18 protein-coding genes are annotated in these 21,444 nt (G+C 61.4%); 14 read left to right on the top strand and 4 right to left on the bottom strand.

From position 1 onward, the window contains the following. Positions 1 to 1,164 (top strand): FecCD family ABC transporter permease (locus tag DW178_RS10020; protein ID WP_286168658.1); only part of this gene is annotated, 1,164 nt, incomplete at its 5' end. Further along, the gene (locus DW178_RS10015; RefSeq protein WP_118351108.1) at positions 1,164 to 1,961 is read left to right on the top strand and encodes an ABC transporter ATP-binding protein; all 798 of its coding nucleotides are present in this window, start codon (positions 1,164 to 1,166) and stop codon (positions 1,959 to 1,961) included. The genes DW178_RS10020 and DW178_RS10015, both read left to right, overlap by 1 nt. Before the next feature lie 133 nt (positions 1,962 to 2,094). On the opposite strand, the gene DW178_RS10010 is transcribed toward DW178_RS10015, so the two are convergent. After that, positions 2,095 to 3,276, bottom strand: a complete 1,182-nt coding sequence (locus DW178_RS10010) for a MalY/PatB family protein (protein ID WP_118351105.1) — start codon at positions 3,274 to 3,276, stop codon at positions 2,095 to 2,097. Between the two features lie 30 nt (positions 3,277 to 3,306). Further along, complete coding sequence (locus tag DW178_RS10005) at positions 3,307 to 4,518, bottom strand: trans-sulfuration enzyme family protein (RefSeq protein WP_199669293.1); 1,212 nt, start codon at positions 4,516 to 4,518, stop codon at positions 3,307 to 3,309. Between the two features lie 514 nt (positions 4,519 to 5,032). On the opposite strand from DW178_RS10005, the gene DW178_RS10000 reads away from it, so the two are divergent. Then, positions 5,033 to 6,412: an MFS transporter gene (locus DW178_RS10000; RefSeq protein ID WP_158574180.1), complete on the top strand. Its 1,380-nt coding sequence runs from the start codon at positions 5,033 to 5,035 to the stop codon at positions 6,410 to 6,412. 34 nt (positions 6,413 to 6,446) lie between these two features. On the opposite strand, the gene DW178_RS09995 is transcribed toward DW178_RS10000, so the two are convergent. Continuing rightward, positions 6,447 to 7,499: a helix-turn-helix domain-containing protein gene (locus tag DW178_RS09995; RefSeq protein WP_118351100.1), complete on the bottom strand. Its 1,053-nt coding sequence runs from the start codon at positions 7,497 to 7,499 to the stop codon at positions 6,447 to 6,449. A gap of 94 nt (positions 7,500 to 7,593) precedes the next feature. On the opposite strand from DW178_RS09995, the gene DW178_RS09990 reads away from it, so the two are divergent. The 5 genes from DW178_RS09990 (at position 7,594) to DW178_RS09970 (ending at position 14,211) form a co-directional block, all read left to right on the top strand. Continuing rightward, positions 7,594 to 8,367, top strand: a complete 774-nt coding sequence (locus DW178_RS09990) for an energy-coupling factor transporter transmembrane component T (protein ID WP_118351098.1) — start codon at positions 7,594 to 7,596, stop codon at positions 8,365 to 8,367. Then, entirely contained in the window at positions 8,367 to 9,938 is a 1,572-nt protein-coding gene (locus DW178_RS09985; RefSeq protein WP_118351095.1) for an ABC transporter ATP-binding protein, read from the top strand. Before DW178_RS09990 ends, DW178_RS09985 begins: the two co-directional genes overlap by 1 nt. A gap of 66 nt (positions 9,939 to 10,004) precedes the next feature. Continuing rightward, positions 10,005 to 10,580, top strand: a complete 576-nt coding sequence (locus DW178_RS09980) for an MptD family putative ECF transporter S component (RefSeq protein WP_286168657.1) — start codon at positions 10,005 to 10,007, stop codon at positions 10,578 to 10,580. 27 nt (positions 10,581 to 10,607) lie between these two features. Continuing rightward, positions 10,608 to 12,476 (top strand): ABC transporter ATP-binding protein, encoded by a 1,869-nt coding sequence (locus DW178_RS09975; RefSeq protein ID WP_118351091.1) that lies wholly within the window; start codon positions 10,608 to 10,610, stop codon positions 12,474 to 12,476. 34 nt (positions 12,477 to 12,510) lie between these two features. Continuing rightward, positions 12,511 to 14,211, top strand: a complete 1,701-nt coding sequence (locus tag DW178_RS09970) for an ABC transporter ATP-binding protein (RefSeq protein ID WP_353653296.1) — start codon at positions 12,511 to 12,513, stop codon at positions 14,209 to 14,211. A gap of 381 nt (positions 14,212 to 14,592) precedes the next feature. On the opposite strand, the gene DW178_RS09965 is transcribed toward DW178_RS09970, so the two are convergent. Next, positions 14,593 to 15,249, bottom strand: a complete 657-nt coding sequence (locus DW178_RS09965; RefSeq protein ID WP_118351086.1) for a hypothetical protein — start codon at positions 15,247 to 15,249, stop codon at positions 14,593 to 14,595. A gap of 111 nt (positions 15,250 to 15,360) precedes the next feature. Between DW178_RS09965 and DW178_RS09960 the strand changes: the two genes are divergently transcribed. The 6 genes from DW178_RS09960 (at position 15,361) to DW178_RS09935 (ending at position 21,428) form a co-directional block, all read left to right on the top strand. After that, positions 15,361 to 15,693, top strand: a complete 333-nt coding sequence (locus tag DW178_RS09960; protein ID WP_286168655.1) for a DUF4213 domain-containing protein — start codon at positions 15,361 to 15,363, stop codon at positions 15,691 to 15,693. Positions 15,694 to 15,917: 224 nt separating this feature from the next. After that, positions 15,918 to 16,184, top strand: a complete 267-nt coding sequence (locus tag DW178_RS09955) for a DUF4160 domain-containing protein (protein ID WP_118351084.1) — start codon at positions 15,918 to 15,920, stop codon at positions 16,182 to 16,184. A gap of 10 nt (positions 16,185 to 16,194) precedes the next feature. Continuing rightward, positions 16,195 to 16,461, top strand: coding sequence for a DUF2442 domain-containing protein (locus DW178_RS09950; RefSeq protein ID WP_118351083.1), 267 nt, complete (start codon positions 16,195 to 16,197; stop codon positions 16,459 to 16,461). 148 nt (positions 16,462 to 16,609) lie between these two features. After that, complete coding sequence (locus DW178_RS09945; protein ID WP_118351081.1) at positions 16,610 to 19,228, top strand: DEAD/DEAH box helicase; 2,619 nt, start codon at positions 16,610 to 16,612, stop codon at positions 19,226 to 19,228. Positions 19,229 to 19,473: 245 nt separating this feature from the next. Next, the gene (locus tag DW178_RS09940) at positions 19,474 to 20,412 is read left to right on the top strand and encodes a 3-hydroxyacyl-CoA dehydrogenase (protein ID WP_114620909.1); all 939 of its coding nucleotides are present in this window, start codon (positions 19,474 to 19,476) and stop codon (positions 20,410 to 20,412) included. A 380-nt stretch (positions 20,413 to 20,792) separates the two neighbouring features. Next, positions 20,793 to 21,428, top strand: a complete 636-nt coding sequence (locus DW178_RS09935) for a hypothetical protein (protein WP_118351079.1) — start codon at positions 20,793 to 20,795, stop codon at positions 21,426 to 21,428. The last annotated feature ends 16 nt before the right edge of the window (positions 21,429 to 21,444 follow it).

The raw sequence follows: 21,444 nt of genomic DNA, 5'->3' as shown, positions 1-21,444 counted from the left end.
CAGCCGGGCGTGCGCGATGGCGCCGCGGACGCAACGTCCGCCGCAGCCGAGGCGTCCGCTCGCGAGGAGCGGCTTGTCGGGCAGCTGCTCGGCAGCATCGACGCCCGCGCCGATGCCGACGACGCCGCGGTGCGCGAGGCCGCCGACAAGACGTTCGGCTCGAAGGTGTCGCTCAAGGTCAAGCTGCTCATCCTTCCGACCGTGGTGGCGGCGTTCTTCTTCTCGTTCATGATGGGCAAGTACGCCATGACGCCTATGGAGGTGTGCCAGACGTTCTGGGCGCACTTCTTCGACCCGGCGAACGTGGACCCGAAGATGGACCGCGTGCTGTTCCGCATCCGCCTGCCGCGCGTGGGCGTGGTCATGCTGGTGGGCGCGGCGCTCGCCGTGGCCGGCGCCAGTTATCAGGGCATGTTCAAGAACCCGCTGACCTCGCCCGACCTTCTGGGCGCCTCGGCGGGCGCCAGCCTGGGCGCGTGCCTGGCGCTTTTGTGGGGTTTGGCGGGCGAGTACGTGCAGCTGTTCGCGTTTCTGGGCGGCATGCTGGCCGTTGGCATGGCCGTGTGGCTCAACCGGCAGGTGGATTACGACCCCACGCTGGGGCTGGTGCTTGCGGGCATCCTTGTGTCCACGCTGTTCCAGTCCGGCATGTCCATGGTGAAGTTCTTGGCAGACGCCGACGATAAGCTGCCCACCATCACGTTCTGGCTCATGGGCAGCTTCGCCAACGTGAACGCGGGCGATTTCCTGGTGAGCCTGCTGCCCATGCTCATCGGGTTCGCCATTTTGATGTCGCAGTCGTGGAAGCTCAACGTGCTGTCCTTCGGCGATGAGGAGGCGCGCGCCATGGGCGTGAAAACCCGCAGCACGCGCCTGCTGGTCATCTTCGCATCCACGCTCATCACGAGCGCGTCGGTGGCGGTGGCGGGCATTGTGGGCTGGATCGGCTTGGTCATCCCGCACCTTGCGCGCGCCATCGTGGGCCCGAACTATAAGGTGCTGCTGCCGTGCTCGATGGTGGTGGGCGCGGTGTACCTGCTGCTGGTGGACAACATCGCGCGCCTGGCCATGACGGTGGAGGTGCCCATCGGCATCCTGACCGCCATCCTGGGCGTGCCGTTTTTCGTGGTCATCTTCAAACATAATATGAAGGGGTGGCGCTGATGGCGGTGCTTGAGGTCCGCGACCTTCGATGCGGATACGGCAAGAAGAAGCCGGTCGAGATCGTCCATGGGGTGTCGTTTTCCGTCGACCGCGGCGAGTTCGTGTGCATCATCGGCGCGAACGGCTGCGGCAAGACCACCACGCTGAAAGCCATGATGGGGCTTTTGCCCTGTGCGGACGGGGAGGTGCTGGTGGAGGGAAAGCCGCTTTCCCGCATGCCCGAGCATGAGCGGGCACGGCACTTCGCCTACATCCCGCAGGCGCACACGCCGCCCTTCCCGTTCTCGGTGGCCGACGTGGTGCTCATGGGACGCACGCCCTACATCAACAAGCTGGCGCAGACCACCGCGCGCGATAGGCAGATCGCCTACCAGGCGCTCGAGCTTCTGGGGATCGTGGGGCTGGCGGAGAAGGCCTACACGAACCTGTCGGGCGGTCAGCAGCAACTGGTCTTGATCGCCCGCGCGCTCACGCAACAGGCCGACGTGCTGGTTATGGACGAGCCAACGGCGGCGCTCGACTTCGGCAACCAACAGCTGGTGCTGTCGCGGATGAGCATGCTCTCGCGCATGGGCAAGGCCGTGGTCATGGTCACGCACGACCCCGATCATGCGCTGTTCTGCGCCGACCGCATTATCGTGATGGATGCGGGGCGGGTGCTGACGCAGGGCACCCCGGCCGAATGCATCACCACAGAGATGCTCGCGCGCATCTACGGCACCGATGCGCGTGTGGTGGATGTGGAGCTTGACGGCGGCCTGCGCGAACGCGTCTGCGTGCCGGTGCTGGTGCGGTAGCGCGGTTGCCGGCGGACGGCGAAGGGCGTGCGAAAGGCGCGAACGGGTGCGAGTTTTTACCCCCGTTCGCGCCTTTTTCGCTTTCCGTCCCCGCCGATTGCTCCGGTGTCTGCCGTTGTCGTGGCCAGCGCGGCTATTTCGCCAGCTTGGCCACCGCCTGCTCCAGGCGATCGCAGGCTTGCTCGATCAGGGCTTTCGGGCTTGCCAGGTTCATGCGCACGAACCCGCTGCCCTCGGGGCCGAACATGGTGCCCAGGTCAAGCCACAGCTTCGCGTCCTGCTCCACCAGGCGTTTGATGCCGGCGTCATCCAGGCCCAGGCCCCTGCAGTCCAGCCACGGCAGGTACGTGCTCTCAAGCGGCACCAGGCTCACTCCCGGCATGCGGTCGACGGCTGCCTGCAGCACCGCGTAGTTCCCGTCGAGTACCTTCTTGAGCTCGTCGAGCCATTCCTCTCCGCGTTCGTAGCATGCCTGGGTGGCCGTGATGCCGAGCACGCTCGGCTCGTCGTAGCCCGTGCGGTTGCGGGCGCGTTTGAACGCCGCGCGCAGGTCGGGGTCGGGAATGAAGATGTTGGACAGCTGCAATCCGGCCAGATTGAACGTTTTGCTGGGCGCCGTGCACACCACGGCGTGTCGCGCGTAGCGTTCGCCGAGCGAGGCGTACGGCACGTGCTTGAAGCCGGGGCGCGCGAAGTCAGCATGGATCTCGTCGGCCACGACCGTGACGCCGTGGCGCAGGCAGATGTCGCCGATGCGCCGCAGCTCGTCGGCGGTCCAGGCGCGGCCGACGGGGTTGTGCGGGTTGCACAGGATGAACAGCTTCGCGCCCGTCTTCTCCAGCTGGCGCTCGAAGCCCTCGTAGTCCATGATGTAGCGCCCGTCCCGGTAAAGCAGCGGGCTTGCGGCCATTTTGCGGCCGTTGTCCTGGATCATCAGGCGGAAGGGGTAGTACACGGGCGGCTGGATGATCACGTGGTCGCCCGGCTGCGTGAACGCGTTGATGGCAACCGCCAGGGCGAACACCACGCCCGGCGTCATGACGAGCCACTCGCGCTCAGGGCGCCAGCCGTGGTGGCGCTCGAACCAGCTTTGCACCGCCTCGCAATACCCGTCCGTTGCCATGGTGTAGCCGAACACGCCGTGCTGCACGCGCTCGGCGAGCGCCTCGATGGCGGCCGGGGCCGTTTTGAAGTCCATGTCGGCAACCCACAGCGGCAGGTCGTCGGGGGCATGCCCGCGGCGGCTCCATGCGTCCCATTTCAGGCACCCGGTGCCGCGGCGGTCGATGATGGTCTCGAAATCGTACTTCGTCATTTCCTTCTCCGTTCCGCTTTCCGCCCCGCTTTACGCGAGCGCCTGGTCGAGGTCGGCCAGCAGGTCCTCCACATCCTCGATGCCCACTGACAGGCGCAGCAGGCGGTCGTCGATGCCGAGTTTGTCGAGCATGGGCTTGGGGATGGCGCCATGGGTTTGCACGAGCGGGTAGGTGATCAGACTTTCCGTGCCGCCCAGGCTTTCGGCGAACAGGATGAGCCTTGTGCGCTCAAGCGCATCGATCGCGCGTCGATGCGTGTCGGTCTTGAACGATATCATGGCGCCGAAGCCCGCGGTCTGACGCTTCGACAGCGCGTAGTCGGGGTGGTCGGGGTCGCCCACGTAGAACACGTCCGTGACGTGCGGGTTCGCCTTCAGCGCCTTGCAGATGCGCTTGGCGTTGGCCTCCTGCTGGCGCAGGCGCACGCCCAGCGTCTTCAGGCTGCGCAGCATCAGCCAGCTGTCGAAGGAGCTGAGCTGGTTGCCCTCGCTCATGGTGGCGTTGAACAGCGGCTCGAGCAGGCTGTTGTCGCGCAGCACCAAAAAGCCCGACAACACGTCGTTGTGGCCGCACAGGTACTTCGTCCCGCTGTACACCACCACGTCGGCGCCCAGCTCGAAGGGCTTCTGGAAATACATGGTGAGGAAGGTGTTGTCCACGGCCAGCACCGCGCCGCGGCTGTGCGCCAGGTCGGCGAGCGCCTGGATGTCGGCGACCTTCATGGTGGGGTTGGTAGGCGTTTCCAGGAACACCAGGCGGGTGTTGGGCGTGAACGCCGCCTCGGCGGCTTCGAGGTCGGTCAGGTCGACGTAGCCGAATTCCAGCCCGTATTGCGTGTAGATGTTGCTGAACAGGCGGTAGGTGCCGCCGTACAGGTCGTCGCTGACGAGCACGCGGTCGCCTGAGCGCAGCAGCTTCAGCAGCGTGGCGATGGCCGCCATGCCGCTCGAGAACGCCATGCATTTCTTCCCGCCCTCCAGAAGCGCGATGGTGTTCTCGAGCTCAAGGCGCGTGGGGTTGCCGCAGCGCGAATAGCAGTAGCCGGTCGATTCGCCCCAGGCGGGGTGCGCGAACGTGGCCGACTGGTACAGCGGGTAGCTGATGGACCCGGTGCGCGCGTCGATGCCCTCGTATCCGCGCACGGCGATGGAGTCCGCATGCCAATCAGCGTGTTTCGCCTGGTCGATGCCGAGCAGACCGTCGATCTCCTGCGCCATGGCCTCGAAGCTGGAATCGTTCATGAAGCGGCGTCCCTTTCTTCGCTATCCGGCGGTAAGCCATACTATATTTCTAGGGATTATTTCCAGGTGAATAGTTTACCGGAGAATTTGGTGTAGTGCGCGTGAAACCAGATAGCCAAGATATCCGTTTTTCCGAACGATGGTTATCGGGGAAAGGCGGCGGGCGAGGCGAGCGAGTTGGGGCCCGGGCGGCGAAACGCGATTCGTTCACGTTGCGGCTTCTTCTCCATCGGCCCTGCTGTGTGGCGGGTTTGTGTCTTATCCCCCAGGTTCGCCTGCGGAAAATTCCAAACCAAAAGCGAAGTAGTATGATTTAGCGCCGTAGAACGATAGGTGTTACGAAACAGGCTCCTTGCCGATGCCCGAAGCGATCCTTCGGCCATCGGCAAGGAGTCCGCAACCTAGAACGATGAATCCGCTCGTCGGCTGCACGCTAACCGCATTGTTGTTAGCCGTGCATGCCCTCGTGCGGATTTTTTCGTTTCGGTTGCAGGGAGAAGCAGAAGGGAAAGATATGTCGCAAGCAGACGAAACCGCGTCGGACGGACAGGCGGGCGAAGGCGTCGACCGCGCCGCGCAGCTCATGCATCGCATGGACGCCACGCAACCGACGGCGACGTTCAAGAAGGTGATGGCGCTGACCTCGGCCGGCGTGTTCGTGGATGCCATGGACGTTTACCTGGCGGGCGGCGTGAAGAGCACGCTGACCGAAACCGGGTTCGCCACCAACGAGCAGACGGCGGCGTTTCTGTCGGCGGGCTTTTTGGGCTTGTTCATCGGCTCGCTGATCGCCGGCCTTATCGGCGACAAGCTCGGCCGCCGCAAGGCGTTCCAGTTCAACCTGCTGCTGTTCGGCTTCGCCACCATCTTGGGCGCGCTTTCCCCGAACATGACGTTCATGATAGCCATGCGCTTTTTCGTGGGCCTTGGCCTGGGGTCGGAGCTGGTGACCAGCTTCAGCATGATCAACGAGTTCGCGCCCGTCGCGCGCCGCGGCCGCTGGTGCGCCATCGGCTCGACCATCGCCAACTGCGGCTCGCCCATCGGCATGTTCCTGTGCCTGTTCTTCATCACCATTTGGAGCCCGCTTGGGCAGGAGTCGTGGCGCCTGGTGTTCGCGGTCATCGGCGTGGCGGCGATCATCGTATGCATCGCGCGCCAGGCGATGCCGGAAAGCCCGCGTTGGCTCATCCAGCACGGCCGCTTCGATGACGCCGAGACGATCATCTCCCGCATCGAGCGTGAGATGAGGGAAGCCGGAATTTTGCCCGCTGAGCAGGTGGTATTCGAGAAGAGCGCCATGGATTCCGATGCGCATCTGGCGCGCAATCTGTTCCTGGGCATCGTGGTGGTCATCGGCACGTCGCTGACGCAGTACACCTACACCACGTTCGGCCCGTCCATCCTGAAGAACATCGGCCTGGCCACGCAGACCTCGCTGCTGTCCACCACCATCACCATGCTCGCGGCGCCGCTCGGGGCGCTCATCGGCGCGCTGCTCATCGAGAAGCTCGGCCGTCGCGTCGAGGTTTCCGGTGCGTTCATCTGGGTGGCGGTGTTCGCGTTCGCCTACGCCATGGCGCTCAACGCCGGCTCGACGGCGCTCATCACCGTGCTGGGCTTTTTGATGACCATCGGCTTCTACGTGCTGAACGCGTCGGTGATCAGCGTGTACGTGGGCGAGCTATTCTCCACCAGGTACCGTTTCCGCGGCGCGGGCATCTCGCAGGGCGCCGGCAAAGCCGTCAACGTGGTCATGCCGTTCGCCGTCACGTGGATCTTGGCGAACCTGCAGCCCAACGTCATCTACTTAGGCATCGTGGCCATCGCGCTGGTGGCGGCCGCCGTCACGCTGGTGATCGGCCCCGAGACGAAGTCGCGCCGTTTGGGTTAGCGGATCGGCGAGTGGGCATCGCTCGATGCTGTTCCTATTCGATTCGTAGTCTTTTGCGATAGGCACATGGCGTCGTGCCGTAGGCACGCTTGAACGCGTCAGTGAACGCTCCCTGGTTGCGGTAGCCCGCGCTTTTGGCGATTTCGCTGATTTTGCGGCTTTCATCAAGGAGAAGGCGTCGTCCGTGCTCCAGGCGCCGTGCGCGGATGTAGCTTTGCGGGGTGTCCCCCTGCACATTGCGAAACGCCGATATCATCTTCCCCTCGCTTACATGGACGATGTCGCACAACGTTTTCGTGCTGAGGTCGGATGATAGGTTGCTGTCGATGTAGGAGCAGATGCACTCGACGCAGTCCCTGTCGCTTATGCGCACAGCGTCGGCTGCCGTGTCCCTTACGGGAACGCTGCTTGCTAGTATCGCGAAGCATTCAATCACCTTGGCGTGGTAATACGCATCGGCTACCGATGCGGCGGGGTAGGTGATGTCAAGCCCTCGAAGCGCCGAGGGCAAGCCGGGCGCGCCGTCCGACGTGGTGAGCTGCTCGATGGCGCGGCGTAGCTCCTTCTCATCGCAGTGCAAGGCATCCGCATAGCGGTGTATCGCTTCAGGGGCTATGGTGATCGACGCCGATGACAGCCGCTTGTCGGGCTCGAACGAGCTTATGTAGGGGCCGCCATCCCAGTCGTGCCCTATGAGCTTGCAGTTTGATCCAGCGCACTCAGGCGAGCAATACATGGGCATCGCATGTTCATAGAGGCCGAACCCCAGATAGGGAGTAGTCTCTATGACCGCCTCCACGGCGCGTTCGTATGTGATGTCCATCGACACGACGATGGTGTCACGGTCCATGAGGTAGAACCAATAAGAGCCCCTGCCGTATCGGGGGTCGACGAACCATGTCTCGCCGACGCTTCGCACCAGGTCGGCCCGTCCGAATCCGCGCGCGAGCGCTTCCTTCGCGCATACGGTGTGCAGCTGCGAAAGCTGTGTGACGAACATGTCGTAAAGCGGGTTCCCCTGTCCTGCGGCGTAGTTTCCGTTTGATTTTTCGGTAGAACTTGAATTCTTTTCGGCGTAGTTTTCCATCTTCCCGTTCCGTCTTCCGCATTGCCTTATCGAGCTGTATTTTATCGTAAATAGTTATATATAGCTAACTAGTTGGAAGAAGGACGATGATCGCATGGCTCTTTCGATGGGTGCGCCTTTGCCCTTGAACGCGGTAGCGCAGACGCAGCCTTCGACGTCTGCCAACGCTGCACCGCGCCATCTTGATCCGTGTACGTCGCTTGCGGTTCTGGCGGCGATCAACGTGCAGATGGCGCTTATGCAAAGCCTGTTCGCCGAGATGGGCGTTTTGGCGCTTACCGTTGTCGTGATGGCGTATTGCCGTCGCTTCTCCGCGATCGTGCGTTGGCTTGCCTTCTATGCGCTGTTCGCCGTGACGGCGCAGCTGTTCGCGGCGAGCGGGAACACCCTGCTTTCGCCCTTTGCGGCGTCGCTTCTCATGTACCGCCATGTTTTGCCCGCCTTCATGTTCGCTTTCAACATGATCGCAACCACGCGTCTCGGCGAGCTCGCTTGCGCGCTGCAGGCGATGCGCGTTCCCGCGAACGTGTCGGTTGGCGTGTGCGTGGCGTTTCGTTTCCTTCCCACCATGGGACGCGAATTCTCCGCTGTCGCCGATGCTATGAAGACGCGCGGTATCGCGCTCACGCCGAGGTCGGTCGTGCGCCATCCTGCGAAGACCGCTGAACATTTCCTTGTGCCCGTGATCGCGCGTTTGGGCCAGATCGCCGACGAGCTGGGGAACGCGGTCGTTGTTCGCGGCGTGGGGGCGAGTGCGCACCGCACTTCGTATTACCGCTTAAAGGTGCGCGCTATCGATGTTGTGTGTCTCATCGCTGCGATGGTGCTCCTTGCGCTTTCCGTTTGCTTTAGGGCGGGGGTGCTCTGATGATGGAAAATGCCGCCGCGGCGAAGGCCTCGCCCTATGCTATCGAGATCGATGGATGCACGTTTTGCTACAAAGGCGCTTCCCGTCCATCGCTTCGTGACGTTTCGCTGAAGATCCCTCGCGGTCAATGCGTTGTTGTGACCGGGCAGTCAGGATGTGGCAAGACAACGCTTACGCGCCTCGTTAATGCGCTTATTCCTCTTATGTACGAAGGGGACCTTCAAGGTGAGGTGCTTGTTGCGGGAAAACCCGTTTCCGCATGGACGATGGGCGAGCTTTCCGCGTATGTCGGGTCGGTGTTCCAGAACCCGCGTAGCCAGTTCGTCAATCTCGACGTGACCTCGGAAATCGCCTTCGGATGCGAGAACTTCGGAATCGATCGCGAGGAAATGGTCGAACGTGTGGCGCAGGCAGCGGCAACGCTCGGTATCGAGGGCCTGCTCGGGCGCGGTACCGAGGCGCTTTCCGGCGGGCAGAAGCAGTCGGTTATCCTGGCATCGGCCTATGCGGTACATCCTGATATCTTCGTGCTTGATGAACCAACTGCGTCGCTCGATGTGCATGCGATGCGGAATCTTGCACGAACGGTTGCGCTTCTGAAGAGTCAGGGGAAGACCGTGCTTATCTCCGAGCATCGCCTGTGGTGGCTTGACGGCATCGCAGACCGCTATGTGGTTATAAACGATGGTTCGGTTGTAGGAGACTGGGCGGCGGCCGATTTCCTTGCGCTGCCGTTTGAAACGAGAACCGATTTGGGGCTGCGCGCCGCCTCTCTTGCCGAAATCGACTCCGTTGTGGCGGTGTCGCCCTTGGGCGACGCGGTCGCATCGAATGTCTCCAGATCACCTTCTTACGGAAAAACCGTCGTACGTATGAGCGGCGTAGTTGCCGGCTACCGCGGTGCGCCTGCGGTCTTGAACGGTCTCGATTTCTGCCTCCTTCCAGGTAGCGTCGTCGGTATTGTGGGGCACAACGGGGCTGGGAAAACGACGTTTGCCCGGTGCATGGCCGGCCTTCTCAAGGAAAAGGCGGGGGTGATCGAGGTCGACGACGTGCCGCTTCGCGCAAGGAAACGGGCGGGGCTCGTGTACCTGGTTATGCAAGAACCGGGATACCAGTTGTTCAGCAGCACAGTCGACGATGAGCTTGCAAGTGCGTGCTCTTCGGATGGCGTGGAAGACAGCCTAGGTAATAAGGACCGGATCGCAGCAATAAAGGCTGCGCTTGCCCTCGAGGGTCTCGCCGACAGGCACCCGCTCTCCCTTTCAGGCGGGGAGCGCCAACGGCTTTCCATCGCTGCCGGCTTGCTTTCGAGTGCCCGCGCGATGATTCTCGACGAGCCTACGAGTGGCTTGGATTATCGCAACATGCGTCGAATAGATTCCCAAATCGCGCGCATGCGCGATTTGGGAATCGCTGTCTGCGTTATCTCGCACGACTATGAGTTCCTCTGCTCGGCATGCGATGAGATAGCCCTGGTCGAAGACGGGCGCATCGCCGAGCGCTTCCCCTTAAACAAGGCAACACTTCCGAAGTTGAAGCTCAATTTCGGGTTTGCAGAAATACAGTAACAAGAGAAAGGTTTCACAATGACAAGCAAAGCAACAATCGGTTCTGTCGCCAAGGAACGTAATGGCTTGAATCCGAAAGACTTCGTCTTTATCGCCGTGTTCGGCATCCTTTTGTTCCTAGTGTTCATGGCGTTCTCGATTATCTTTAGCGCGAATGCCGACCTGTGCTGGTTTACTCACACGGTAGGCGCGTTGTTCGCCGGTACCGTGTTCATGTACCTGGCCTATCGCGTCCCGAAGCGTGGTGCGATCGCCATCATGGGCATTATAGTTGGTGCTGTCGGCCTTCTGATGGGCATGTTCTGGAGCGGTCCTGTCGGCATTGTTGTGGGCGGTATCGTGGCAGACCTTATCGCAGGCGATCCGCAGAAGCGCACCAAGACCAAGCTTATCTGTGCCTTTGCTGCGTTCACGTTCTGCTTCTGGCTGGGGCAGATCTCTCTCATCCTTATGATGGGCGAGGCTTATGCCGAGATGTGCGTTCAAGCCGGCATGACCCTCGAGTACGGCCAAACGCTCGTTAACTCGATTCTAAGCCCAATGGGCGTCGTAACCGGCGCTGCCACCATCGCTGGCGGCCTCGTCGGCGGCTTCATCGGTACCAAGGTGTTCTCGAAGCACTTTGCCAAACTTGGCATGTAGATTAACGGCCGGGAGGTAAATATGGCAATGACCCGGGAAGACGGTACTCTAACGACAGAAGTAGGAAAGGACGTGGGGAAAGAAGGTACCGCCAAGAAGAAAAACGCGATTCTCGAGCTGTTGGGGTTTGCTGGCAAGCGGCGGGTTTTGGCGTATGTAGGATGCGGCCTTTCGGTGCTGAACGCCGTGCTCACCGTGATGCCGCTTGTTTGCGTATGGTTCGTGGTTCGCGACTTGGTTTCGGTGTACCCGAACTGGGCAGAAGCATCATCTGCCGCGATGTGGGCTGTGCTTGCTGTGGTTTTCGCCGTGTTGGGCATCATCGTGTATTTTGGCGCGCTCATGGCTTCGCATCTTGCGGCCTTCCGCATCGCGGCGAACATGCGCAAGGCGATGGTGCGCCACGTGGCGCGGATCCCGATCGGGTATTTCAGCGCGCACTCGTCAGGGGAGATGCGGCGCGTGATCGACGGGTGCGCGGGTCAGACTGAAGACCTCATCGCCCACAAGCTGCCCGATTTCGTTGGCTCTTTCGCCACCCCGGTGATCTTCTTCGTCGTGGCGTTCCTGTTCGACTGGAGGATGGGGCTTCTGTGCCTCGTCCCCATCGCCGTTTCCTTCGCCGCGATGTGGTGGATGATGGGCCGCGAGGACGCGAAGGGCGGCCGCCATTTCATGGAACTTTACCAGGCGGCTCTCATGCGTATGAGCGCTGCGGCAACCGAATACGTTCGAGGCATACCCGTGGTAAAGGTATTCCAGCAGACGGTGCTTTCGTTCAGGGCCTTTCACGAGGCGATCATCGGCTATCGCGACATGGCGACGAATTATACCGAGTATTGCCGACGACCCCAAGTCGTGCAGCTGGTTGCGATCAACTCGACTTTCGCGGTGCTCGTACCTGCGGGTATTGCGCTTGCGGCCGTCGCACCTGATTTCCCGGCTTTCCTGATTGACTTCCTGTTCTATGCGTTCTTCTCGGCGATGACGACAACGATGATGTCGAAGGTCATGTATTCGTCGGAGGCCGTCATGATCGCCGAAGACGCGCTGCGGCGGATGAGCACGATCATGGAAGTCTCTCCCATCGACGAGGTGGAGTCTGCCAAAGCTCTCCATCCGAAGGAGGCGAGCATCGAGCTTGCGGGCGTCAGCTTCTCGTATCCGGGGTCCAGGGAACCGGCGCTTTGCAACGTATCGCTTTCCGTTCCCGCCGGGGCGACGGTGGCTCTTGTCGGGCCGTCGGGCGGAGGCAAGTCGACGCTCGCGTCGCTCGTCCCGCGCTTTTGGGACGCAGATGAGGGTGTCGTTCTCGTGGGCGGGGCGGATGTGCGACGAATTCCTGCCGAGGAACTGATGGGTGCCGTTTCTTTCGTGTTCCAAGACGATCGACTGTTCAAGCAAAGCTTGGCTGATAACGTGCGTGCGGGCCGCCCCAATGCAAGCGATGCCGAGGTGCTCGCGGCTCTTCATGCGGCCCAGTGCGATGACATCATTGCCAAGTTTCCCGATGGCGTGAACACCGTGGTAGGAAAAGCTGGCGTGTATCTTTCCGGGGGAGAGCGTCAGCGCATCGCGCTTGCGCGTGCCATATTGAAAGACGCCCCAATTGTGGTTCTCGACGAAGCAACGGCGTTCGCCGACCCCGAAAACGAGGCGTTGATCCAGGCGGCTCTCGCGACACTTTGCGAAGACAAGACGGTGCTCATGATCGCGCACCGTTTATCCACCGTCGCAAATGCGGACCGCATCTTCGTCATCGACCGTGGTTCTGTCGCGGAACAGGGTACTCATGAAGAACTCGTAGCGCAAGGTGGACTGTATGCGCGCATGTGGCGAGACTACCGAACGAGCGCGACGTGGAGGATTGAAGGGGGTGACAGCCGTGTGGCGTAGGATTCAAGATGCTTTTGCCTTGACCGATCAAGGCATGAAGGATTTTATACGCGGTGCTGGGTTCTGTGCGTTGGCGAACCTAATGCTGATGCTGCCCATCGTGGTGCTGTACTTCGTCGCAGGCGATTTTATCAGGTACCTGGACAACCCTTCAGTTGGCCTGCCAGGCATGGCGCTCTACGCAGCGGGCATTGTAGCGGCACTCGCCGTGATGTTTGTCACGCAAATGTGGGAATATCGGGGGACGTACACGGTGGTGTACCAAGAAAGCGCCCGCAAGCGCATCTCCATCGCCGAGCGTTTGCGCCTGCTTCCGCTCTCGTTTTTCGGGAAGCGCGATTTGGCCGACTTGACGAGCGTTATCATGAAGGATTGCTCCGATCAGGAGCGCCTGTTCTCGCACACTATGCCGCAAATTTTCGGTATGGGCGCTTCGACGCTGGTGTTCGCTGTCATGATGTTCGCGTTCGACTGGAGACTGGCGGCATCTGCGCTCTGGCCCATCCCCGTGGCGCTTGTGGCGTTGCTTTTGACCGCGCATATCCAGAAGTCGCATACTGCGAAGAAGAACGCGGCGTCCCTTTCATTCGCCGACGCGCTGCAGGAATACCTTGAATGCCACCGTGAGATACGCTCTCTCAACAAGGTGGGCGCATTTCAGGATGAGCTTGATTGCCGCATCGATCGTTTCGAGAGAGAGAAGATCGATGCCGAGCTGGCTATGGGTGTGGCGGTATGCTCTGCCCAAGGCTTTCTGCGTCTGGGAATCGCATCCGTCATCGTGGTGGGGACGATGCTGCTCGTGACGGGGCAAGTCGACTTCCTCGTGTTCTTTGTATACCTGTTGGCGGTGACGAGGGTCTACGATCCCATCAACGTTGTTTTGCAGGCTGTAGCCGAGCTGATGGACATGAGTTTAAGCCTGGAGCGCATGCGCGCCATCGAGAACGAGCCGGTTCAGACGGGTAGCACCTCGTTCGAGCCTCAGGGCCATGACGTGGTCTTCGAAGACGTGGGCTTTGCATACGCCGACGGCGAGGACGTCTTGGGCAGCGTATCGTTCAAGGCGCGGGAAGGGCAGGTGACAGCGCTTGTGGGCGCGTCCGGTTCGGGCAAGAGCACGGCTGTCAAGCTCGCTTCACGTTTTTGGGACGTAAGCTCTGGCGCGATCTTCGTGGGCGGCGTTGACGTCTCTGCTGTCGATCCGGAAACGCTGCTTTCTGCATTCTCCGAGGTGTTCCAGGACGTGGTGCTCTTTGACGACACTGTGCGTGAGAACATTCGCCTCGGGAAGAAGGATGCTACGAACGAGGAGGTTCTCGCTGCGGCGAGGGCGGCGCGCTGCGACGAGTTCGTGGAGCGTTTGCCCAACGGCTACGACACGATGATCGGGGAAAACGGCAGCAGGCTTTCCGGTGGTGAACGCCAGCGTATCTCGATTGCGCGTGCCCTGCTGAAAGACGCTCCGATCGTGCTGCTCGATGAAGCAACGGCCTCACTTGACGTGGAAAACGAGACATACGTGCAAGCTGCTCTTTCTGAACTGCTTCAAGGCAAGACGGTCCTCGTTATCGCACATCGCATGCGCACGGTTGACAATGCCGACAAGATTGTGGTGCTCGAAGGCGGTTGTGTGGTGGAGCAGGGAAGCCCGGCAGAGCTGCGTGAGAAGCCCGACGGTAGATACCGCCGCATGTTGGAGCTGCAGCGCGAAAGCGAGGCGTGGGTGCTCTAGCGCAAAGGCAATGCCAGGCGGGGCAGACGAGTGTGTACCGAAGCCCCGCCCGGCATATCTGCGAACCAGTGGTACAGAGGAACTTTTGATAGCGATATGTTTTGCCTCTTGAAACCATGGGAGCCGACCGTATTTATATACCCGTTTTTTGCCAGGGTTGGGGGGCGGCGTTGTTCTGCGCGATGCTGCCAGGTTGCCCGTTTCTGCGAGGTTTGCCCTTGTGCCCGATCAGGCTTGGATCTGCGTTTTGCGGCAGCAGACGGGCGCGTTTGGGCGTAGGTGAACCGAATGTGCGACGCATGGCGCGTGGTGCCTGGTCGTGGCGTTTGCGGGGGGCTTGCACGCCGGGTTTGTGCCGGCGGTTTCCCGCGTGTGCGCGGCTCAGTGGGCGCCCCCGGCGGCTCTCGCCGTTTCGAGCACGAGGTTGCGGGCCGCGTCGTCGGGGCCGATGACGGTCGCCTTGCCCCAGCGCGGCTCGAAGCGTCTGCGCGCCTCGTCGAGCAGCGTCTCACGCACCACGGCTATGGCATGGGGAAACTGCGGCGTGGGGCCGGCATCGAGGATGGCCAGCGCGTTGGTCAGGCCGCATCCGCGCAGAAGCTCGAGGCGGCCCAGCTCGTCCACCACGAGCATCGCGTGCGGGGCGAGCCGGGTTTCGTTGGCGGCCTGTTTCGCCAGCGTGGCGAAGTGGGCGTTGACTTGCGCGATCGCGGTGTCGGAGATGGCCCAGCCCAGCTTCGCCGCCTTCGCCTGCGCCCCTTCCGCGAACGCTTTGCCCCCGGCGGCCAGGTCGCGGCGGCGTGCGAACTCGATGCGTTCGCCCTGCGGCAGCAGCACGTTGTCGATGCCCAGTTTCTCGAAGCGCCCGGCCCCGTCGAAGCCGTGCTTGCCGCCGGGTTGCCCCTCGGGCCGCGGCACCCATTGCCCGGGAGCCACCACGCCTGCCACGCACGTGCCTGCTGCTTGCAGGCTGGCGCACAGGTCCTCCAGCCATCTGGTTTTCCCGATCTGCACGTCGCCGGTGAGTAGAAACAGCACGCTGACCCCTTCTTTCGTTCTTGTGATGCGTTACATTATAGGCAAGCGGCAATAATACTGATATAAGAATAGCAACTAGCTGGCATTTTCGATGTCGTTAAGGAGGGCGTTATGACAGTGCAGCAGGAACAGGCGGGTTTGCGGGAGATGGCGACGATTGCGCTTCCGGGCACGGAAGCGCCGGGGACTGCGTGGGACCTGTACAACCAGATGATCGCGGGCATCCCCGAGGGCGTGTTCGTGCGTGATTATTGCTTGGGGCTGAATTGGTCCTATGTCGAGGCGGATTGCGGCATGGGCGTGGCGTTCACCGTGCGCGGAGGCGGGAAGCGCGCGTATAAGATGGATTTGCGCGGCATGGAGCTGCGTCAGGTGGCCGAGCTGTCGAAGTCCTGGTGCTTCCAGGAGGCCACGCTGGGCATCGCGAGCCTGAAGGCGGAATAGCGGGTCGGCGCTACTCCTGATAAACGCTGTGAAATTCGAAAAAACGAACGCTTGTATTGACAGTACAGGCGTTCGTTTTTATACTAGTTGAAACGAGCCAGTGTGAACGCTCGGCGGTCTGCCGTGCCCAAGCTGGCGAAGGGTCCCGCCTTCGCCCATACCACGTTCGCAAGATCCTCTTCACCACGGGAAGGCGGCGTGCGCCGTCTGGGAAGGGGACGGGCATGCCTGAGCTGAGTAGGTTTTACGGGATCGTCGTGAGAATGTATTTCGACGACGATCAGCAACACTCATTGCCTCATATCCATGCGTACGACGGCAGTATGGACGCTTCGTATTCGTTGCAGGGAAAACGGCTTGGCGGTAAGATTCCGCCAAAGCAGGAGAAGCTGCTTCTGGCTCGGATGGCCCTTCACGAGCAAGAACTACATGAAGACTGGTATCTGGCCAATAGCACCGGCGAATGCTATCGCATTCCGCCTTTGAGATAGGGGATGCGCCATGAAATGGGTTTGCGGTTTAAAGATTCTGTCTGTCGAACCTACCGAAAAGGGCACCCTTGTCATGAAGTGGTCCGATGGCACGACACGCGTATTCGATCCTATGCCGCGATTGCAGGGCGAGTTCATGGGAAGGTTGAGGGACTCCGGGTATTTCAAGAAAGTTCGCATCACAGAATTCGGCGATGCGGTCGAATGGCCCGGAGGCCAGGATTTCGCGCCTGAGTCGCTTTATGAGAACTCGGTGCTGTTAAGCGCTGCCGAATAGAGGGTCTCCTTCGGAACGTGGTTCCGCTTCGCGGGGGCATGCGTTTGTGCAATCGCGATACAATTTACCTTGGACACACGAGCGGTTGCTTGCTGTTATGGCAAGTTGAGCGCACTAGATTCTGCATGCTTTGTAAAGGAACTGCCCTATGGCTGATATTCATACGTTCGAAGGCGAGGACATCGTCGAGACGCTGGCTGCGCAAGCCGAAGGCCACGAGCCCGGCGAGTTGGGTGCGCTGGCTTATCATCTGTACGACACAAACCCGGAACTCACCGAGGAAGAGGCGTTCGAGGCGTTCACCAACTGGGTTGCCGACCGCGGTATCGAGCTGTGGCCTCACCAGGAGGAGGCGCTCATGTCGCTCATGGTGGGCGACCACGTCATCTTGGGCACGCCCACGGGCAGCGGCAAAAGCCTGGTCGCGCTGGGCATGCACTTCATGGCCATGTGCTTTGGCGAGACATCGTATTACACGGCGCCTATTAAAGCGCTGGTCAGCGAAAAGTTCTTCAATCTGGTGGAGCTGCTCGGCCGCGACAACGTGGGCATGATCACGGGCGATGTCCATATCAACACCGAGGCGCCCGTCATCTGCTGCACCGAGGAGATCTTGGCGAACCAGGCGCTGCGCGAAGGGCCGGATGCCCTCGTCCACAGCGTTGCCATGGACGAGTTCCATTTCTTCAGCGATACCGACCGCGGCTGGGCATGGCAGGTGCCGCTGCTCACGCTGTCAAAAACGCAGTTCTTGCTCATGAGCGCCACGTTGGGCGACGTCACGCAGATCGCCGATCTGCTGCGCCGTCAAACCACGCGAGATGTCTCGAACGTCACCGACGCCCCGCGTCCGGTGCCGCTGTCGTACGAATACGCGCTCACCCCGCTCGAGGGAACGGTCGAGCTTGCGCTGCGCAAGGACGAGGGCCCGCTGTACGTCGTGCATTTCTCGCAGGATGCGGCGCTCACCAGCGCGCAGAACCTGGCAAGCTACGGCGTGGCAACCAAGGAGCAGCGCGAGGCGGTCAAGGAGGCCATGAAGGGCGCGCAGTTCTCCACGGCGTTCGGCAAAACGCTGAAGCGCCTGCTGGGCTGCGGCGTGGGCGTGCACCATGCCGGCATGCTGCCGCGTTACCGTCTGCTGGTGGAAAAGCTTGCGCAGCAGGGTCTGCTGCCCGTCATCTGCGGCACCGATACGCTGGGCGTCGGCATCAACGTGCCCATCCATACCGTGGTACTCACGCAGCTCACCAAGTTCGACGGTCGCAAGATGCGCCGTCTGCGCAGCCGCGAGTTCCATCAAATCGCCGGTCGCGCAGGCCGCTCGGGCTTCGATACCGAGGGCGTGGTCATTGCCGAGGCCCCCGAGCACGAGATCGAGAACCACAAGGCTGAGGTGAAGGCCGCCGGCGACCCGAAGAAGCTCAAGAAGATCAAGAAGAAGCGCCCGCCCGAGAACTTCGTGAACTGGAACGAGGACACGTTCAACAAGCTCATCGACTCGGTTCCCGAGCAGCTTACGCCACGTATGCGCATCACGCATTCCATGGTGTTGGCCGAAGTCGAGCAGGGCGGCAACGCCCGCGCTCGCGTCGACCAGCTTATCGAGGATTCGCTGCAGCCGGCGGAGGAGAAGGTCAAGCTACACGTGCGTGTCGCCGAGGTGCTGCAAACGCTCATCGATGCCGACGTGGTGGTGCACGAGGTGGACGAGGACGGCGAGGACGTGTACTCGGTCACCATGGACCTGCCGGAGGACTTCGCGCTCGATCAGCCGTTGTCGCCGTTTTTGCTGGCGGCGCTCGAGCTGCTCGATCCTGAAAGCCCCGAGTATGCGTTCGACCTGGTGTCCATGGTCGAGGCAACCTTGGAGGACCCGCGGCAGGTGCTGCGCGCACAGGAGCGCAAGGCGCGCGATGCCGCCATGGCGGAGATGAAGATGGACGGCGTGGACTACGACGAGCGTTTGGAGCGCATCGTCGACGTCACGTACCCCAAGCCGCTGGAGGACCTGCTGGATGCGGCGTTCTCGAAGTACTGCGATGCGGTGCCGTGGGCGCGCGATTATTGCCTGCGGCCGAAATCGGTGCTGCGCGACATGCTGGAAAGCGCGGCGGACTTCAAGGGGTACATCCAGAAGCTCGGCATCATGCGCTACGAGGGTATCTTGCTGCGCTACCTGTCCGAGGCGTTCCGCGGCCTTGACCGCACCATCCCCGAGGATAAGCGCTCCGAGCAGCTGAAGGACATCATCGCTTGGCTGGGCTTGATCGTGCGCAGCGTCGATAGCAGCTTGGTGGACGAATGGGAGAACGCCGGAGCGGTGCTGGATGCCGCCCCGCCCGACGCTGCCGGCGCCGAAGCGGTCGTGCGCGACCGACGCGGGCTCACCGTGCTCGTGCGCAACGCCCTGTTCAGCCGTGTTCGCATGGCTGCTCACCGCGATACGGCGGGGCTTGGCGAGGCGGACGGCGACTGGGGCTTCGGCGAACGCGCCTGGATACAGGCCTTGGATGAGTATTACGAGGAGCACGAGGAGGTTCTGCTGGACGCCGACGCGCGCTCGAAGGCCTATCTCATGCTCGACGAGGCGGATGAGGAAGAGCTGCACGTGTGGCACGTGCGTCAGATCTTCCATGACGAGGCGGGCGATAACGATTTCGTCATCGCCGCCGATGTGGACCTGGATGCCACGCAGGAAGGCGACGGCGTGGTGTTCGCGAACTATCGCGTGGGCTTTGCCGACGAGCTGCTCGACGAGTTCTAGCCGGTTCGCCGGCGGTATGCTTGTCGTCGCCGCTGCTGTGCATGCGGGTGAGCGGCGGGTTTCGGGTGCTCGGCGGCGGCTATTCGTCGTAACGGCAGACGGTAAAGGCCGGTTGTAACGAATTGCCACCGTTTGCGTGGCAAATCGATGCAGCTTCCTAGAAGCGTGCTAGGCTTATGGCGCGGGACCCCATCCGGTCTCGCGCCATAAGCAAGTTAAACATACGCGCGGATTGGAGGTCGGATATGACTATCAAGAACGTTGTCGTCGCCGGTGGCGGAGTGCTGGGAAGCCAGATCGCATATCAGGCGGCATACAAGGGTTTCGCCGTTACGGTGTGGCTGCGAAGCGAAGGGTCCGTCGAGCGCGCGAAGCCGAAGTTCGAGCAGCTGCGTCAAACCTATCTGGCAACGCTCGAGGCGATGAAGAGCGATCCCGCGGCGTATTGCCGTGGCTTGGCAGATACGCCCGAGCTTTCCGTTGACGAAATCGAGCAGCTCAAGCAGCGCGCACAGCAGGCGTTCGAGAGCATCGTGTTCACCACCAGCTATGAGGCTGCGGCAAAGGATGCCGATCTGGTGATCGAGGCCATTGCGGAGGATCCCAAGCAAAAGGATGCGTTCTACGCGGAGCTGGCAAAGTACCTGCCGGAAAGTACCATCCTCGTCACCAACTCCTCCACGCTGCTGCCTAGCCAGATCGCGGCATCTACGGGTCGCCCCGAGAAGTTCTTGGCGCTGCATTTCGCCAATCGCATCTGGCGCAACAACACCGCCGAGGTCATGGGACATCCCGGAACCGATCAGGCTGCTTACGACGAGGTGGTTCGTTTCGCCGCTGATCTGGGCATGGTTCCGTTGCAGCTGCACAAGGAGCAGCCTGGCTATATCTTGAACAGCATGCTCGTGCCGTTTCTGAACGCCGCTGAGGCGTTGTATGCAACCGGCGTCGCCGATCCGGAGACCATCGACAAAACGTGGATGCTGGGCACGGGCGCGCCCTTGGGCCCGTTCCGTATCCTGGATATCGTGGGTCTTACCACGGCGTACAACATCGTGGTGCTCGACCCGCGCACGAAAGACCCCGATTCCGTTCCCGCGAAGATCGCAGCGGCGCTTAAGGAGCGCATCGATGCAGGCAAAACGGGCGTTGACGCGGGCGAAGGGTTCTATCGCTACAACTAGGCTTATGAGGCTCGCTTCTGTGCGAGGTCGTCTTCGGCAATAGCTAAGCTTGTGAGGCTACCTCCTGCAACAACTAGGCTTGTGGGATTGTTCCTTTAGGAGTTCGTCTCCTGCTACGACTAGGCTTCTGAGGCCCGTCTCTTCGTGAGGTCGTTTCCCGGTGCAGTTAGACCCGTGAGGCTGCTTCTTTATGAAGCCGTCTTCCGCTGCAACCAGGCTTTGCGGGCGTCTCTCATATAGGGGTTTCCATTCAGCATTCACGGGGGGCTCGAGAAAAACCGGCGAACTTTTCTCGAGTCCCTTATATGGGACAGTAAAAACATCGAGACGGCGTACCATGCGAAGCATCAACTAAGAAACGCGCAGGTAAGGAGCCTGAAATGTTCGCCAAAAAGCATGCGTCCATGTTCGGAGCATTTGCAATCGATTCGAAGGCGTCCCGCGGTCGTCATACGCGTGTGGAGGGGCGTGCGCAGTCCGTTCGCTGTGCATTCGAGAGTTCAGCCGGGCGGGCTCAGGCCTTTGCGGGTCAACGTGCCTCACGGTCCACGTGCCGCGCAATCGAGGGGTCGGCAGGGCAAGTTCAGGCCATTGCGGGCGAGCGCGTCTCGCGGCCTCTCTCTTTCGACGAGGGCGAGTCTCTGGTCGATGGGTACGGCGCGTACGAGCCCTATGATCAGGCAACCGAGCGGTACGCTGTTGAAGATTCGCTGCTGGGCGAGGGATCGAACGAAGCCGCAGACGATGCGTCATCGCACGAGAAGGTTTCCTCTGCGCAGCTGGAGGGCATGTTCCAGGAGTTCTTCCGCATGGGCGCCGCTGTCGCCATCGGCGAGCTGTACGACGAGGGCATGCTGGGCGACAAGAACACCGTTGCGCGCGATGTCCGCGATTATCTGGAAAGCTTCGGCGTTTCCAGCTTCGATGAGGTTTGCAGGCTGGGCATTACCGGGCCGTACCTTGAGGACTTTAAGCGGATTTTCGCCGAAAACGCTAGTTTCCCGCCAGCAGCGTAGGGTTGCCTGCGTGATC

It is taken from the genome of Eggerthella sp. AM16-19 (assembly GCF_003474385.1).
In the GTDB taxonomy this organism is placed as follows: domain Bacteria; phylum Actinomycetota; class Coriobacteriia; order Coriobacteriales; family Eggerthellaceae; genus Senegalimassilia.
Note: the sequence above shows the minus strand (reverse complement) of the source record. Positions and strands in the feature narration are given on the sequence as shown.